Source organism: Paracoccus marinaquae (assembly GCF_018860165.1).
Lineage (GTDB): Bacteria > Pseudomonadota > Alphaproteobacteria > Rhodobacterales > Rhodobacteraceae > Paracoccus > Paracoccus marinaquae.
Window position 1 is genome coordinate 42865 of record NZ_JAHKNG010000022.1, and the last position, 15457, is coordinate 58321.

At 65.8% G+C, this 15457-nt stretch carries 15 protein-coding genes, 1 tRNA gene and 1 pseudogene; 7 read left to right on the plus strand and 10 right to left on the minus strand.

Annotated elements, in window-relative coordinates; all coding sequences use genetic code 11:
• Window positions 1–3: 3 nt before the first annotated feature.
• Entirely contained in the window at window positions 4–1002 is a 999-nt protein-coding gene (locus tag KNW02_RS12830) for a Fe(3+) ABC transporter substrate-binding protein (protein ID WP_216033677.1), read from the minus strand.
• Window positions 1003–1129: 127 nt separating this feature from the next.
• Here KNW02_RS12830 and KNW02_RS12835 point away from each other — a divergent pair, with 127 nt between their 5' ends.
• The 5 genes and pseudogenes from KNW02_RS12835 to KNW02_RS12855 all read left to right on the plus strand — a co-directional run bounded on the left by KNW02_RS12835 (window position 1130) and on the right by KNW02_RS12855 (window position 5634).
• Window positions 1130–2953, plus strand: a complete 1824-nt coding sequence (locus KNW02_RS12835; protein ID WP_216033678.1) for an ABC-F family ATP-binding cassette domain-containing protein — start codon at window positions 1130–1132, stop codon at window positions 2951–2953.
• 186 nt (window positions 2954–3139) lie between these two features.
• Window positions 3140–3493, plus strand: a pseudogene (gene rplU / locus KNW02_RS12840) (50S ribosomal protein L21); the annotation flags it as partial.
• Window positions 3494–3520: 27 nt separating this feature from the next.
• Window positions 3521–3793 (plus strand): 50S ribosomal protein L27, encoded by a 273-nt coding sequence (gene rpmA / locus KNW02_RS12845; protein WP_216033680.1) that lies wholly within the window; start codon window positions 3521–3523, stop codon window positions 3791–3793.
• A 124-nt stretch (window positions 3794–3917) separates the two neighbouring features.
• Window positions 3918–4469 carry a GNAT family N-acetyltransferase gene (locus tag KNW02_RS12850; protein ID WP_252733817.1) on the plus strand — a complete coding sequence of 184 codons (552 nt, stop codon included), beginning with the start codon at window positions 3918–3920 and terminating at the stop codon, window positions 4467–4469.
• 151 nt (window positions 4470–4620) lie between these two features.
• The gene (locus tag KNW02_RS12855; RefSeq protein ID WP_216033691.1) at window positions 4621–5634 is read left to right on the plus strand and encodes an LLM class flavin-dependent oxidoreductase; all 1014 of its coding nucleotides are present in this window, start codon (window positions 4621–4623) and stop codon (window positions 5632–5634) included.
• Here the strand turns inward: KNW02_RS12855 and KNW02_RS12860 are convergent.
• From KNW02_RS12860 to KNW02_RS12900, 9 genes are all read right to left on the minus strand, one after another.
• On the minus strand, window positions 5610–7088 hold the full coding sequence (locus tag KNW02_RS12860; RefSeq protein ID WP_216033681.1) for a mannitol dehydrogenase family protein: 1479 nt from the start codon (window positions 7086–7088) through the stop codon (window positions 5610–5612). The two genes, KNW02_RS12855 and KNW02_RS12860, sit on opposite strands and share 25 nt — an antisense overlap.
• A gap of 80 nt (window positions 7089–7168) precedes the next feature.
• Window positions 7169–7942 carry an L-iditol 2-dehydrogenase gene (locus KNW02_RS12865; protein ID WP_216033682.1) on the minus strand — a complete coding sequence of 258 codons (774 nt, stop codon included), beginning with the start codon at window positions 7940–7942 and terminating at the stop codon, window positions 7169–7171.
• Complete coding sequence (locus tag KNW02_RS12870) at window positions 7939–8943, minus strand: ABC transporter ATP-binding protein (RefSeq protein ID WP_216033683.1); 1005 nt, start codon at window positions 8941–8943, stop codon at window positions 7939–7941. The genes KNW02_RS12865 and KNW02_RS12870 overlap by 4 nt, the downstream gene beginning before the upstream one ends.
• A 12-nt stretch (window positions 8944–8955) precedes the next feature.
• Window positions 8956–9780, minus strand: a complete 825-nt coding sequence (locus tag KNW02_RS12875) for a carbohydrate ABC transporter permease (RefSeq protein WP_216033684.1) — start codon at window positions 9778–9780, stop codon at window positions 8956–8958.
• A 10-nt stretch (window positions 9781–9790) separates the two neighbouring features.
• Window positions 9791–10660: a carbohydrate ABC transporter permease gene (locus KNW02_RS12880; RefSeq protein WP_216033685.1), complete on the minus strand. Its 870-nt coding sequence runs from the start codon at window positions 10658–10660 to the stop codon at window positions 9791–9793.
• 96 nt (window positions 10661–10756) lie between these two features.
• Entirely contained in the window at window positions 10757–12079 is a 1323-nt protein-coding gene (locus KNW02_RS12885; RefSeq protein ID WP_216033686.1) for an ABC transporter substrate-binding protein, read from the minus strand.
• 160 nt (window positions 12080–12239) lie between these two features.
• On the minus strand, window positions 12240–13199 hold the full coding sequence (locus tag KNW02_RS12890; protein ID WP_216033687.1) for a sugar-binding transcriptional regulator: 960 nt from the start codon (window positions 13197–13199) through the stop codon (window positions 12240–12242).
• The gene (locus KNW02_RS12895) at window positions 13196–13861 is read right to left on the minus strand and encodes an HAD family hydrolase (protein ID WP_252733821.1); all 666 of its coding nucleotides are present in this window, start codon (window positions 13859–13861) and stop codon (window positions 13196–13198) included. The genes KNW02_RS12890 and KNW02_RS12895 overlap by 4 nt, the downstream gene beginning before the upstream one ends.
• A 73-nt stretch (window positions 13862–13934) precedes the next feature.
• A complete protein-coding gene (locus KNW02_RS12900) occupies window positions 13935–14453 on the minus strand; it encodes a hypothetical protein (RefSeq protein ID WP_216033688.1) in 519 nt (172 codons plus the stop codon).
• A gap of 360 nt (window positions 14454–14813) precedes the next feature.
• On the opposite strand from KNW02_RS12900, the gene KNW02_RS12905 reads away from it, so the two are divergent.
• Window positions 14814–14890 (plus strand) — tRNA-Ile (locus tag KNW02_RS12905).
• A gap of 224 nt (window positions 14891–15114) precedes the next feature.
• Window positions 15115–15457 (plus strand): transposase (locus KNW02_RS12910; RefSeq protein WP_216033693.1); only part of this gene is annotated, 343 nt, incomplete at its 3' end.

Consider the following 15457-nt stretch of genomic DNA (forward strand, 5'->3'; position numbering starts at 1 on the left):
GGCTCAGCCGTCGAAGTTCACTTGCTCGATCAGCGTCAGCGCCTCGGGGCGCAGTTTCGAGATCTCACTCAGCGAGACGCTGTCGGGCGTGAACGCACCCCAGCTTGCGACCAGTTCGGACCGCTCGACATGATCCGAGACCGGGAATTCGCTGTTGGTCTCGGCATAGATCTTCTGGGCCTCGTCGCTGACCAGGAAATCCATCAGCTGCTGCGCGGCTTCCTTGTTCGGCGCCGATGCGGTCATCGCCACGCCCGAGACGTTCACATGCGTGCCGCCGCCTTCGAAGGTCGGGAAGACGATGCGGACCGATTCGGCCCATTGCTTCTGCTCGTCATCCTTCAGCATCGCGCCCATGTAATAGGTATTGCCAAGGCTGATGTCGCACTGGCCGGCCCAGATCGCCTTGACCTGATCGCGGTCGCCGCCCTCGGGTTTCCGCGCCAGATTGGCCTTCAGGCCTTCCAGCCATGCCTTGGTCGCGTCTGCGCCGTGATGGGCCAGATAGGCGGCGGTCAGGGCGACGTTGTAATCATTGGTGAAGGACCGGGTGCAGATGCGGCCCTTCCATTTCGGATCGGCCAGATCCTCATAGGTCGTCACCTCGCCATCGGCCACGCGCTCCTTGCTGGCATAGACGATCCGCGCGCGGGTGGTCAGGCCGAACCAGTTGCGGTCGGCATCGCGCAGCGTCTCGGGCACGACGTTGAGCGACTCGGCCTCGACCGTCTGGGTGACGCCGGCATTCTTCAGCTCGCCCAGGCGCGCGACATCGACCGTCATCACCAAATCGGCGGGGCTGCGATCGCCTTCGGCCTGCAACCGCTCGACCATGCCCTTGTCGACGAAGGCGGTGTTGACGGTGATGCCGGTCTGGGCCGTGAAGGCATCGGTCAGCGGCTTCAGCAGTTCGGGCTGACGGTGCGAATAGACATTCACCTCCTGGGCCAGAACCGGCAGGGCCGTCGCGCTCATCAGCGACGCAAGAATGAGGGCACGCATGGTTGACTCCTTTGATAAGAATTCCGGCCATTTCTGGCAGTGCCGTTCCCTCAGGTCAATATCAGAGGGAATAAATCGGAGATCACGGCCGATTGACCGCCCCGCCGCGCCGCGCTAGGGCGCGGCCATGGCACGCGCACCGCTTCTGCAACTGACCGGCATCTCGCTGACCTTCGGCGGCAATCCGGTTTTCGAGGACCTCTCGCTGAACCTCCAGCCGGGCGACCGGGTGGCGCTGGTCGGCCGCAACGGGTCGGGCAAGTCCACGCTGATGAAGGTGATGGCCGGGCTGGTCGAGCCTGACCGGGGCGAGGTCGTGCGCAGCGCCGGCACCCATGTCGGCTATATGGAGCAGGATCCCGATCTTTCCGGTTTCGTCACATTGGGCGAATTTGCCCGCGCGGGGCTGGACGAGGGGCAGGGCTACCGCGTCGAGATGGCGGCCGAGGGGTTGAAATTCGACCCCGACCGGCCGGTTTCCACCGCTTCGGGCGGCGAGCGGCGGCGCGCGGCACTGGCCCGGCTGCTGGCGCAGGCCTCCGAACTGATGCTGCTGGACGAGCCCACGAACCATCTGGATATCGAGGCGATCGGCTGGCTTGAGGATCACCTGAAGCAGACCCGCGCCGCCTATGTGCTGATCAGCCATGACCGCGCCTTCCTGCGCAACCTGACCCGCGCGACGCTGTGGATCGACCGTGGCGAGGTGCGGCGCCAGGAACGGGGCTTCGCGGGCTTCGAGGACTGGCGCGAAGCCACCTGGGCGGCCGAGGACGAGGCCCGCCACAAGCTGGACCGCAAGATCAAGGCCGAGGCGCGGTGGGCGGTCGAGGGGATCAGCGCGCGGCGCAAGCGCAATCAGGGCCGGGTTCGGGCGCTGGCCGCATTGCGGGCCGAACGCGCCGCCCAGATCCGCCGGCAGGGCACGGCGGCGCTGGCGCTGGAGACCGGGCCGCAATCGGGCCGCAAGGTGATCGAGGCCAAGGGTATCACCAAGACCTTCGGCAACCGCGCCATCCTGAGGCCCTTCGATCTGCGGATCATGCGCGGCGACCGGGTGGCCTTTGTCGGCCCGAACGGCGTCGGCAAGACCACCCTGATCCGCCTGCTGACCGGCGAGATCGCGCCCGATCAGGGTCAGGTCACGCTGGGCAAGAACCTTGAACTGGCGGTCTTCGATCAGGCCCGCGCGACGCTGAACCCCGATCTGTCGCTGTGGGATTCGCTGACCGCCGATCCGGCGATGCGGGTCTCGGGCCGGGCCGATCAGGTGATGGTGCGCGGCCAGCCCCGGCATGTCGTCGGCTACCTGAAGGACTTCCTGTTCGACGAGGCACAGGCCCGCGCCCCCGTGCGCAGCCTGTCGGGGGGCGAGAAGGCGCGGCTGCTGTTGGCGCGGCTGATGGCGCGGCCCTCGAACCTCTTGGTGCTGGACGAACCGACCAACGATCTGGACGTGGAAACGCTGGATCTGCTGCAGGATATCCTCGGCGACTATGACGGCACCGTGCTGCTGGTCAGCCATGACCGCGATTTCATCGACCGGGTTGCCGATACCACCGTGGCGATGGAGGGTGACGGCCGTGCCGTGGTCTATGCCGGCGGCTGGAGCGATTATCGCGCGCAACGGGGCGAGGACGCCCCCGTGGCGCGTGCCGCGACGCCCCCCGCGCCATCCGTCAGAAGCCCGGAACCGGTGGGTGAGAAGACGAAGCCGGCAAAGACCGGACTCAGCTTCACCGAAAAGCACCGTCTGGTCGAGCTGCCTGCCATCATCGAGCGGCTGGAGGCCGAGATCGCGAGATTGTCCGAGTTTCTGGCCCAGCCGGATCTGTACCAGGCCGCGCCGGCAAAGTTCCAGAAGGCAACCGATGCACTGGCCGAACGGCAGGTCGCGCTTGCTGCGGCCGAGGAAGAGTGGCTGCTGCTTGAAGAGAAGGCCGCATCCTAGGCGCTTGCCTTGACTTGTGCGCCCGAATCCGCCATATCCACGCGACCGGCCGGGCAATTGCCCTTGGCCGGTGTGTTATTTTCAACGAACCCCGTCCGACAACGGGGCGCAGTCCGAAGGCGGGGCAACCCCGAAACGCCGGCAATGCCGGGGCCGCAGGGCGCGGAAGACGAAGGAAACGAAGCGATGTTCGCGGTTCTGAAAACGGGCGGCAAGCAATACAAGGTGCAGGCGGGCGACGTCCTGCGCGTCGAGAAACTGAGCGCCGCCGCTGGCGAGAAAGTCCAGTTCAACGATATCCTGATGGTCGGCTCGACCCTTGGTGCGCCGCTGGTCGATGGGGCCTGCGTGCAGGCCGAGGTGATCGACCAGATCAAGGCCGACAAGGTGGTGACCTATGTCAAGCGCCGCCGCAAGCACAGCTCGCAGCGCACCCGTGGCCATCGCCAGCAGCTGACCCTGCTGCGGGTGACCGAGGTTCTGGAAAACGGCGCGGACAAGACCGGCGTGAAAGCCGCCCTCGGTGCCCGCAGCAAAGCCAACGCCGAAGCGTAAGGAGACTGACCCATGGCACATAAGAAAGCAGGCGGTTCGTCCCGCAACGGCCGCGACTCGGCCGGTCGCCGTCTTGGCGTGAAACTCTATGGCGGTCAGGAAGCGATCGCCGGCAACATCATCGTGCGCCAGCGCGGCACCAAATGGTGGCCGGGCGACAATGTCGGCATGGGCAAGGATCATACCCTGTTCGCGCTGACTGACGGTCATGTGAGTTTCCGAAAGGGGCTCAAGGGCCGTACCTTCATTTCGGTCCTGCCTGCGAGCCTCGAAGCCGCCGAGTAACCCAATATTAACATTCCGATGTTAGGGGGATCGGCGGAAGCCGGTCCCCCGGTTCGTTTTAAGGATCTGTTTTCCAGGGGGAGGGAAAATGGTGATGTCTGCACCGATGCGGGAGGGAACGCGGTTGGATGATCTGAAACTGGCCGACGCGGTCCTGAACCAGCCCGTCATCGAGACCGAGCGTTTCCTGCTGCGCCCTCTGCGCCCGTCGGACGCGGGAATGATCGCGCATTATACCTCGGATCGCCGCGTGGCCGAGGGAACCCGCGCGATCCCGCATCCGCTGCCGCCCGGCGCGGCCGAGGATTTCGTCGCCCGCGCCCTGTCGGCGAAACGGCTCGAGGATGTCTGGGCCATCGACGGCTCGGGCCATCGGCTGGCCGAGCTTCTGGGCGTTGTCTCGCTGACCCGGATGGAGGGCGATCAGTCCGAGCTGGGCTTCTGGATCGGTGCGGGGTTCTGGAATACCGGATTTGCGACCGAGGCGGTCGAGGCGCTGGTTGCGGCCAATCCGCATCGCTCGCGAACGCTGTTTGCCGAGGCGTTTCAGGACAATCCCGGTTCGGCCCGGGTGCTGACCAATTGCGGCTTCGTCTATCTGGGCGATGCGGAAAGCTGGTCGGTGGCGCGCGGGGCGCGGGTGCCGACCTGGACCTATCTGCGCAAGATGGACTGAGGCGGCTTTCCGAGGTCGTTGGGGGGGCGCTCGCGCCCCCTTTTTGGTTCCTGACGACGCAGGGTTCTTTGACCGGGACCGGGCAGGTTGCAGATTCTGCAAGGCAGGCGATTGCATTCCTGCACAGCCAGCCTATCTGAGCGGGATGAGCATTCCATATTCCCTTCTCGATCTGGCGCCGGTGCCTGAGGGCTTTGAGGCGGCGGATGCCATCCGCAACACGCTGGACCTCGCGCGGCAGGCCGAGGGCTGGGGCTATCATCGTTACTGGATGGCCGAACATCACAACATGCCCGGCATCGCCAGTTCCGCGACGGCGGTGCTGATCGGGCTGGTGGCGCAGGCGACCGACCGGATGCGGGTGGGCGCAGGCGGGATCATGCTGCCGAACCACGCGCCGCTGACCGTGGCCGAGGCCTTCGGCACGCTGGCGACCGTCTTTCCCGACCGGATCGATCTGGGGCTGGGGCGTGCGCCGGGTGGCGATGCGGCGGTGATCCGCGCCTTGCGGCGCGATCCGATGGCCGACAGTTTCCCGCAGGATGTGGTCGAGTTGCTGAACTATTTCGGGCCTGGGCGGGACGGTGCCGCGGTGCGGGCGCTGCCCGGCGAGGGAACCCATGTTCCCGTCTGGATTCTGGGCAGCAGTCTTTTCGGGGCGCAACTGGCCGCGCATCTGGGCCTGCCCTATGCCTTTGCCAGTCACTTCGCGCCGGACGATCTGGAGCAGGCCCTGGCGGTCTATCGCGACCTGTTCCGCCCCTCGCCCCGGGGCAGCGAGCCGCGGGTGATGCTGGCGATCAACGTCTTTGCGGCGGATGATGCCGCAGAGGCGCATTACCTGCGCACCACCATGCAGCTGGCCTTTGCAAGACTGCGCAGCGGCCAGCCCGGCAAGCTGCCCCGGCCGACCCGCGATCTGGACGCCGAGATCGGGCCGCAGATGCGGGGCCTGGTGGACCGGTCGCTGAGGATCAGCGCGGTCGGCGATGCCGGTCAGGTTCGGGACCAGCTTGCGGCGCTGATCGCGGCGCACCGGCCCGACGAGGTGATCCTGACCGGGCAGATCCACGACCATCAGGCGCGCCTGCGCAGCTTCGAGATCGGCGCCGGCGCGATGCGCGCGCTTCAGGCCCCGCCTCAGGCGGCGGGCGCCGACAGATAGGCCGCGATGGCCGCGCGGACACCCTGTTCGTGGATCAGCCGCAGCTTGCCGGCGAAAGCCTGCTGAAAGCGCGGGTTGTCGGCCAGCGCGCCGAAGGCGGTGCGGTTGCCCAGAAAGGCCAGCGGATCGTCGCGCGAGGCCAGCGCATAGGCGCGCAAACCGTCGCTGTTGTCGTCATTCGGCGCGATCTCGCGGCCGGCCTCGTCGGTGCGTTCGCAATAGCGGCACCAGAAGGCGACCTCTTGTGCCAGCCCGTCGATGGCGCGGTCGTCGCCAAGCGCGTCGGCCAGCGTCGGCAGGATGAATTTCGGCTGCCGGTTCGAGCCGTCGAGGCACAGCCGCTGGATCGTGTCGCCGATTTCGGGATTGGCGAAGCGGCTGACGATCAGTTCCAGATAGTCGCCGTAATCGACGCCGGGGATGGGTTGCAGGGTCGGGATGATCTCGCGCGTCTCCAGCGCGCGCAGCCATGCCTCGATCTGCGGATCGGCCATGGCGTCGTGGACGAAGTGGTGACCCAGCAGCGCTGAGGGATAGGCGATGGCCGCATGGCCGCCATTGAGGATGCGCAGCTTCATCAACTCGTGCCGACCGACATCGGCCACGAATTCCGCGCCGACCCGTTCCAGCGGCGGACGGCCCTGCGGGAAATTGTCCTCAAGCACCCATTGCCGGAACGGCTCGCAGACCACCGGGGCCGCGTCCTCGATCCCGAAGCGGTCGCGGATCAGCGCGCGCTCGCGGTCCGAGGTGGCCGGCGTGATGCAGTCGACCATCGAATTCGGGAATGCCACATTCTCGCGCAGCCAGTCGGCCAGGGCCGGGTCGGATAGCTGCGCCAGTCCGGTGACGGTGCGGGCGCAGACATGGCCATTCTCGGGCAGGTTGTCGCAGGACAGCACGGTGAAGGGCGCCTGACCCGTGGCGCGGCGGCGACGCAGGGCGGCAAGGATCATGCCGAAGACGCTCTGCGGGGCATCCGGGTTGGCGGCGTCATGCAGCATGTCGGGATGCGCGGCATCGAACCCGTCGGTCTTGGCATCGACGTAATAGCCGCCCTCGGTGATGGTCAGCGAGACGATCCGGATCGCCGGATCGGCCATGGCGGAAATCACCGCCTGCGGATCGACCCCGACGAAATCGATCATCGCGCCGGTGATGCGGGCCGACAGGCCCTTCGGGTCCAGTTCGACCACCGTGGTCAGCCAGTCCTGCGCCGACAGCCTGTCGCGCATCGCCGCATCACCGGCCCGGACCCCGGCGCCGACCAGCGCCCAGTCTTGCCCCTCGCCCGACTCGAACAGCCGGTCCAGATACCAGGCCATATGGGCGCGATGAAAATTGCCCACGCCGACATGAAGGATGCCGGGACGCAGCCCGGCGCGGTCATAGCCGGGCCGGCTGACCGGTTCGGGCAGGCCGGACAGGGTCGCGAGGGACAGGGCGATAGCCATGGTGGAACCTTTCGTCATGCTGATGCGATGCGCGTGGCGATGACGCGCGGTGGTGTCGGCGGGAACGGACAGGCCGGAGGTCAGCTCATCCACTGGCCGCCATCGACATTGTAGGTCTGGGCGACGATGTAATCGGCCTCGTCCGAGGCCAGGAAAATCGCCATCCCGGTCAGGTCCGCGGCCGTTCCCATGCGACCGTAAGGTACGGCGGCGCCGACCTCGCGCTTCTTCTGGCCCGGTGCCTTGCCCTCGTATTTGGCGAAGAAGGCGTCGACCCCGTCCCAATGCTCGCCATCGACCACGCCCGGTGCGATGGCGTTCACGTTGATGCCATGGCCGATCAGGTTCAGCCCGGCCGATTGCGTCAGGCTGATGACCGCGGCCTTCGAGGCGCAATAGACCGCCACCAGCGGCTCTCCGCGCCGGCCGGCCTGACTGGCCATGTTGATGATCCGGCCGCCGCTGCCGCGCGCGATCATGCCGCGCGCGACCGCCTGCATCATGAACAGTGCGCCCGAGACATTGACCGCGAAGATGCGTTCGTAGTCGGCGCGGGTGATCTCGGCGATGGGGGCGGCCGTGAACAGGGCGGCATTGTTGATCAGGATGTCGATGCCGCCGAAACCCGCCTCGACCTCGGCCACGCAGCGGTCGATCGACGACTGATCGGTCACGTCCAGCCGCACCGCGACGGCGCCCTTGCCCAGCCCGCCGGCCGCGGCCTGCGCGGCCTCGAGATTGATGTCGCAGATCGCCACCTGCGCGCCCTCTGCCAGATAGGCGCGGGCGAATTCCAGACCGATCCCGCGCGCCGCGCCGGTGATCAGCGCGCGCTTGCCCTCAAGCCGTTTCATGCGATCCGGTCCCCGTTCCTGTCGAACCTGTGGATCTTGTCCTCATTTGGGGTCAGCCAGACGGTATCGCCGTGGCGCAGGCTCACCTCGCCGTCCGAGCGCACGGTGATCGTCTCGGCGAGGCCAGTCTCCTCGACATAGAGGAAGGTGTCCGAGCCGAGATGTTCCGAGACGCCGATCCGGCCCTTCCACTTGCCGCCCTCGGCCGAGACCGAGATATGTTCGGGCCGCACCCCCACGGTTTCGGCGCCGTATTCGGCCGCGACGGCGCCCGAGAACAGGTTCATCCGCGGGCTGCCGATGAAGCCGGCGACAAAGGCGTTCCGGGGCCGGTTATAGAGGTCCAGCGGCGAGCCGACCTGCTCGATCCGGCCGGCCTGCAGGACCACGATCTTGTCGGCCATGGTCATCGCCTCGACCTGATCGTGGGTGACATAGATCATCGTCGTCTTCAGCCGGTTGTGCAGCTCGCTGATCTCAAGCCGCATGCCCACGCGCAGTGCCGCGTCCAGGTTCGAGAGCGGTTCGTCGAACAGAAAGGCCGAGGGCTCGCGCACGATGGCGCGGCCGATGGCCACCCGCTGACGCTGGCCGCCCGACAACTGGCCGGGGCGGCGGTCGAGGTAATCGGTCAGGTTCAGCGCCTTGGCTGCGGCCTCGATGCGGCGGCTCTGCTCATCCTGCGGCAGGCCCGCCATCTTCATCGGAAAGGCGATGTTCTTGCGCACCGACATGTGCGGATAAAGCGCATAGGACTGGAACACCATCGCCAGTCCGCGCCTGGCCGGCGAGGCGTCGGTGGCGTCGGTTCCGTCGATGAGGATGCGCCCGTCGCTGACATCCTCCAATCCCGCAATCAACCGCAGCAGGGTGGATTTACCGCAGCCCGACGGGCCCACGAAGACGACGAATTCGCCGTCCTCGATGGTCAGGTCCAGAGGCGGGATGACTTCGACCTCGCCGAAACGCTTGGCCACGCCTTCAAGGGTAATCTGTCCCATGATGTCCTCCGATTACTTCACGGCGCCGAAGGTCAGGCCGCGGACAAGTTGTTTCTGGCTGAACCAGCCCAGGATCAGGATCGGCGCGATGGCCATGGTCGAGGCCGCCGACAGCTTGGCCCAGAACAGGCCCTGCGGGCTGGAAAACGAGGCGATGAAGGCCGAGAGCGGCGCGGCATTGGTGGTGGTCAGCTGGATCGTCCAGAAGGCCTCGTTCCAGGCCAGGATGACGTTCAGCAGCAGCGTCGAGGCGATGCCCGGCACGGCCATCGGCGTCAGGATATGCACGATCTCGTCGCGCAGCGTGGCCCCGTCCATCCGCGCGGCCTCGAGGATCTCGCCTGGGATCTCGCGGAAATAGGTATAGAGCATCCAGACCACGATCGGCAGGTTGATCAGCATCAGCAGGATGGTCAGCCCGATGCGGGTATCCATCAGCCCGGTGCGCAGGAAGATCAGGTAGATCGGCACCAGCACGGCCACGGCGGGCATCATCTTGGTGCTTAGCATCCACATCAGGATGTCCTTGGTGCGCTTCGTGGGCGAGAAGGCCATCGCCCAGGCCGCCGGGATCGCCACGATCAGCGCGAGGATGGTCGAGCCGACCGACAGGATCACCGAATTCATGAACGGCTTGAAGTAGTCATTCTGCGACTGGACGGCCTGATAGCTTTCGAAGGTGAAGGACGGGATCAGGTTGAAGCCCGCGATGGCCTCCTGCTCGGTCTTCAGGCTGGTGATGATCGCGTAGAGGATCGGGAAGAAGATCACCAGGGCCACGATCCAGGCGGCGATGGTCCAGCCGATCTTCTGGTTGCGGGATACGGCGCGTGCCATGTTTTCCTCCTCAGTCCAGGTTCTTGCCGACGGCGCGCATCAGGAAGATGGCGACGATATTGGCCAGCACCACGGCGATGATCCCGCCTGCGGCTGCCCCGCCGATGTCGAAATTCAGACGTGCGGCGCGGTAGATCAGGTAGGTCAGGTTGGTCGAGGCAAAGCCCGGCCCGCCATTGGTCGTCACCAGGATCTCTGCATAAACACCCAGCAGGAAGATGGTCTGGATCAGGATCACCACGGTGATCGCGCGGGCCATATGCGGCAGCGTCAGGTAGATGAACCGGCTGAGCGCGGGCGCGCCGTCCATTTCCGCGGCCTCCATCTGCTCGCCATCCAGCGATTGCAGCGAGGTCAGCAGGATCAGCGTCGCGAAGGGCAGCCATTGCCAGGCGACGATGACAATGATCGAGAACAGCGGGAACTGCGCGAACCAGTCGATCGGCGCCGCGCCGAAGAACTTGGCGATATCGGCAAAGACGCCATAGCTGGGATGCATGATCATGTTCTTCCAGATCAGCGCCGCCACCGGAGGCATCACGAAGAAGGGCGAGATCACCAGGATCCGCACGATGCCCTGCCCGAAGATCGGCTTGTCGATCAGCATGGCGATCAGGATGCCGCCGGCCACGGTGATGAACAGCACGCCCAGCGTCAGGACCAGCGTGTTCCAGATCGATTCCCAGAAGGCCGGGTCGGTGTAGAAATACTGGTAGTTGAACCAGCCGGCCCAGCTTGTGTTGGTCGGGTTCAGCAGGTTGTAGTTCAGGAACGAATAGTAAAGCGTCATCCCCAGCGGCACGAGCATCCAGATCAGCAGCAGGACGATCGCGGGCGCACGCATGAGGCGGGCAAGGCTTGCGGTCTGGCGGGTGGCCATGGCGGGTTTCCTCCTGATGGCGCAGCGCAAGGCTGTGCGGGCGGGGCCTGGTCCGGATCCTGTGTCCCGGGCCAGGCATCGGCAGGGAGGGAGGAGTTACTTGATGTAGCCTGCCCGCGTCATCTCGCGCGTGGTATTGGCCTGGGCGCCGGCCAGCGCATCATCGGCCGACATCTGCCCGGCGAGGGCCGCCGAGAACTGCTGCCCCACGGCGGTCCCGATGCCCTGGAATTCCGGAATGCCGACGAACTGCCCGCCGGTATAGGGAATGTCCTGCACCGAGGCCTTCTGGGTATTTGCGGCGTTCATCGAGGTCAGGGTCATCGCCGCGAAGGGCGCCGCTGCCTGATAGTCGGCATTCTCGTAAAGCGAGGTCCGCGTGCCCGGAGGGGCCGCGCGCCAGCCCTTGCCGGCCGCGACCAGCGCCGCGTAATCCGGCCCCGTGGCCCAGGCGATGAAGGCTTTCGCTGCCTCCGGTGCATCCGACGAAGTCGGGATCGCAAGGCTCCATGCCCACAGCCAGTTGCCGTGGTTGTCGACGCCCTCCTTGTTCGGGAACTGGGCAAAGCCGACCTTGTCGGCGACGGTCGAGTTCTCGGGATCGGTCACAAAGCTGGCGGCGACGGTGGCGTCGATCCAGATACCGCACTTGCCCTGCTGGAACAGCGACAGGTTCTCGTTGAAGCCGTTCGAGGAGGCACCCGGCGGGCCGTATTCGTTCATCATGGTCAGATAGTCGGTCAGCGTGGCCTTCCATTCCTCGCTGTCGAATTGCGGTGCCCAGTCCGGGTTGAACCAGCGCGCGCCATAGCTGTTGGCCATGGCGGTGAGGAAGGCCATGTTCTCGCCCCAGCCGGGTTTGCCGCGCAGGCAGATGCCCGAGATCTCGGCATCCCTGTCGGTCATCGCCTCGGCTGCGGCCATGATATCGGTCCAGGTCGGGCTGTCGGGAATGGTCACGCCCGCGGCCTCGGCCAGATCGGTGCGGTACATCACCATCGCCGATTCCCCGTAGAAGGGGGCGGCATAAAGCGTGCCATCGACCGACAGCGCCTCGCGCACGGCCGGCAGCAGGTCATCGGCCTGGTATTCGGCCGGCAGGTCGTTCAGCGGCACCAGCCATTGCTGCTTGGCCCAGATCGGAACCTCGTAGGTGCCGATGGTCAGGACATCATACTGGCCGCCCTTGGTGGCGATATCGGTGGTCACGCGTTCGCGCAGGATGTTTTCCTCCAGCGTCACCCAGTCGACCTTGATGCCAGGATTATTGGCTTCGAAATCAGCGGTCAGGCCCTGCATGACGATCATGTCGCCATTGTTCACGGTGGCGACTGTCAGCGTGGTGTCCTGCGCGGCCGCAAGCCCGGCCGATGCGCATAGCGCAGTGGCGCCCATCAGGGCGCGGAATGTCGTGTTCATGGTTTCCTCCCTTGACGGCAAGAGCAATTGCCAAGCCGATGGGCAAATACTCACAAATTAAACTGAGTCTGTCAATCACCGACGACGCCCATGCCTCGCGGGGCAACGGGTTGCTGTCACAAGCATCGGTTCTGAATGGATATTTCCGCAGCCCGGGCGGCTATGCCGACAGCAGGCGCTCTGCCGTGGCTTCCGAGGTGACCAGGCCGTTCACCAGCTTGCCGATCAGAGCGGCACGAATCGCGGGCACCTTGGCTTCGCCGGTGGCGACCATGATGACCGGCTTTTCGGCCGCCCGCGGCAGTGGCGCCGAGGCGACGCGCGCATTGAAGGGGCAGTCGATCACATGGCCCTTGCGGTCATAGACCCAACTGGTGATCTCGCCGACGGCACCGGCGGCGGTCAGCTGGTCCATCTCGGCGGCCGAGACGAAACCATCGACATAAAGCGGCGCCGAACGGTCCATCTGGCCCGCACCGACCAGCGACAGATCGGCCTGCTGACACAGCCGGATGGTGTTCCGCACCGCCTCCTGGTTGCGCATCGCCTGCAGTTCGGCGGCGTCGCGGGCCAGAACCGGCAGGGGGTAGGGGTAATGCGGGGCGCTGATCCGTTCGGCCAGACGGATGGTCGCGTTATAGGGCGTGGCCGAGCCGTCCTGCATCATGTTCCCCAGCCGCGAGACGACGACATGCTGCGGGCAGGACATCCGCGGCAGCTGTTCCACCGTGGCCTTCAGCGCCCGGCCGGTGCCGAGGCTGATGATCCGCTGTTCGGGCGCTTTCAGGGTCTTTTCCAACTCGGCCGCCGCGGCGATGGCGATGCCCGTCAGCAGATCCGGCGCATCCGGATCCGAGGGCACCACCTCGCAGATGCTCAGCCCGTAGCGGTCGGACATCGCCCCGGCCAGATCCATGCAGCGGGCGATGGGATGATCGACCCGGACCTTGATCAGGCCCTCGCTGGCCGCCATCGCCACCAGCCGCTGTGCGGACTGGCGGCTGACGCCCAGCTTGCGGGCGATCTCGTCCTGGGTGTTGCCGGCGACGTAATAGAGCCAGCCGGCCCGCGCCGCATCGTCGAGCCGCGTTGTCTCGGGGCTGAAACGTCCTGCGCTCACGAAAGGGCGGCTCCCTGCTGGATATCCTTCAACAGTTGCGGGAATTCGGCCCAGTTGTCAAAGGAGCGGACCGAAGCGGGCGCGGCGGTGCCTTTCAGATGGGCGCCGCCGCGGTAATGCAGGACCGCCATCCCGGCAGCCTCGGCCGCGGCGATGCCCGGCGGGCTGTCCTCGACCACCACCGTGCGCGCGGGCGCCACGCCCATCCGCGCGGCGGCGAAGAGGAACAGGTCGGGGGCAGGCTTGCCGCGTGCCACCTGGCTGGCGGTGAAGACATGCGGCCCGAAGCGGCGCGCCAGGTCCAGCAGGTCCAGCGTTCGCCCGACACGTTCGGGACTGGACGAGGTGGCCACGCAGGCGGGCCATTGCAGCCGGTCCAGCATGGCGGCAAGGCCCGGTGTCGGTCGCAGGTCGTGCTCAAAGCGATCCAGCAGGCGGCGGCGGTAGGCGGCTTCGAAATCATCGGGCAGCGGGCGGCCGAAACGTTCGCGGATCGTGGCTGCAACGGTCGGAAAGCTGCGGCCGAGGAAATCGCGCCGCACATCCTCGGCCGTCAGCCCGATCTCCAGAGCCGCCAACTGATCGATCAGCACCTCGGCCGACAGGATCTCGCTGTCGGCGATCACGCCGTCGCAATCGAAGATGATCAGGCCCGGTTCCAAGATTGCCTCCCGACATGTGCCGGGCAAGCATATCAGGGCCTTCGGTCGGCACAATCGCGGCGGGGGGCTGGGCCTATACCTGCTCGGCCAGATCGACCTGCTGCATCAGCCTGACCAGAAGCCGGACCAGCCCGTAGCAATAGAGGATCAGCCCCGGAATCCACATGTCGATGCGCAGAAGCCGGTCCATCATGCCGCTCAGGGCCTCGGGCAGGCCGGTCGCGACCAGATAGCGCAGCCCGTTGGCGCCGTCCCCATGCAGGCTCAGCAGCGCGCCGATGTCATGGATATGGACTTCCTCGCCCGAACCGGTCCCGCCATGGAAGACCTGCCAGAACACCAGCAGCAGCCCGGCCCCGACCAGGGACATGGCGCGAAACGCCCGGCCGCTGGCGAAGCCGAAGCCAAGCCTCGGCCGCGGTCTTGGCGCTGTGCCAGAGATATCCATCAGCAGCGGGACCAGAACCGCCATCATGCCGATATTTCCGCCCAACCAATAGGCGATCAGGGCGTTGATCCATCCGGCCCCTGCGGCAAGGCTGATCGCGGCGGCGACCGTTCCGCTGAGGACCGCGACAATCAGGGCGGGCATCAACATCATGGCCGACAGCCCCCGAACGACAGTCCTGGGAGAGGGCGGATCATGCCGGGCATCTGGCCCGCAGAGACAGTCCCGCCGGCATATGCCGCCGGCGGATACAAGGGCTCGCATGAGTGACAAATGCGGCAGGGCATAGGGTCAGGTTAGGAGAAACACCGTGTTATGTATAGCTGTTTCCTCCCCATCGGCGGGATTCGACGTTCGGTTTCAGGTTCGTCGCCAAGGGTTCGGCGCGTTCGGGACGGGATGCGCCCTATTCTGCCTTCAGGCGAGTGCGGCAAAGACCGAACCCGCCCCGGTTCAGGGCGCTTGACCCTCTGGCACGGCCCGATTAGGCAGGTTTTGCCGCATGGGCCTGTAGCTCAATTGGTTAGAGCAGGGCGCTCATAACGCCTTGGTTGGGGGTTCGAGTCCCTCCGGGCCTACCAAACGACATTATTTTTCCCTTTTCTTCAGTTCGTTACCTGATTTTGCGGCGAGCCTTGCAGGGCGGTTCGCCAGATTTTGTTCCTGATTTTCCTCGCTGGGAAGGCTTTCAATCGCTGAATCGGCCTTGGCCTTGCGATTATACTTATCGATGTATTTCTGTGGGGCACCTCGAAAAATTGCTCTGACCGTGCCGCCTGTGTAGGAAGCGGGTGGTATTCGGCTGCTGGAGCGTGATGATGGTGTAGATGGGTTTTTTGATCTTTCAGACCGCTACGCGAGCCTGGACGCCAAGAAGGACCCTCTTGTCGAGATCGACAGCGTTGTGCCTTGGGAGGAGTTTCGCCCGACGCTGGAGCGGGTCTGGCGCAAGCCGGAGGCGGAACGCAAGTCGCGGGCCGGGCGCAAGCCGATGGACGCGGTGGTGATGTTCAAGACGCTGGTGCTGGGTGCGCTCTACAATCTGTCCGACGACCAGATCGAGTATCAGGTCCGTGACCGGCTGTCGTTCATGCGGTTCCTCGGCCTTGGGCTGGAGGACCGTGTGCCCGACGCGAAGACGGTATGGC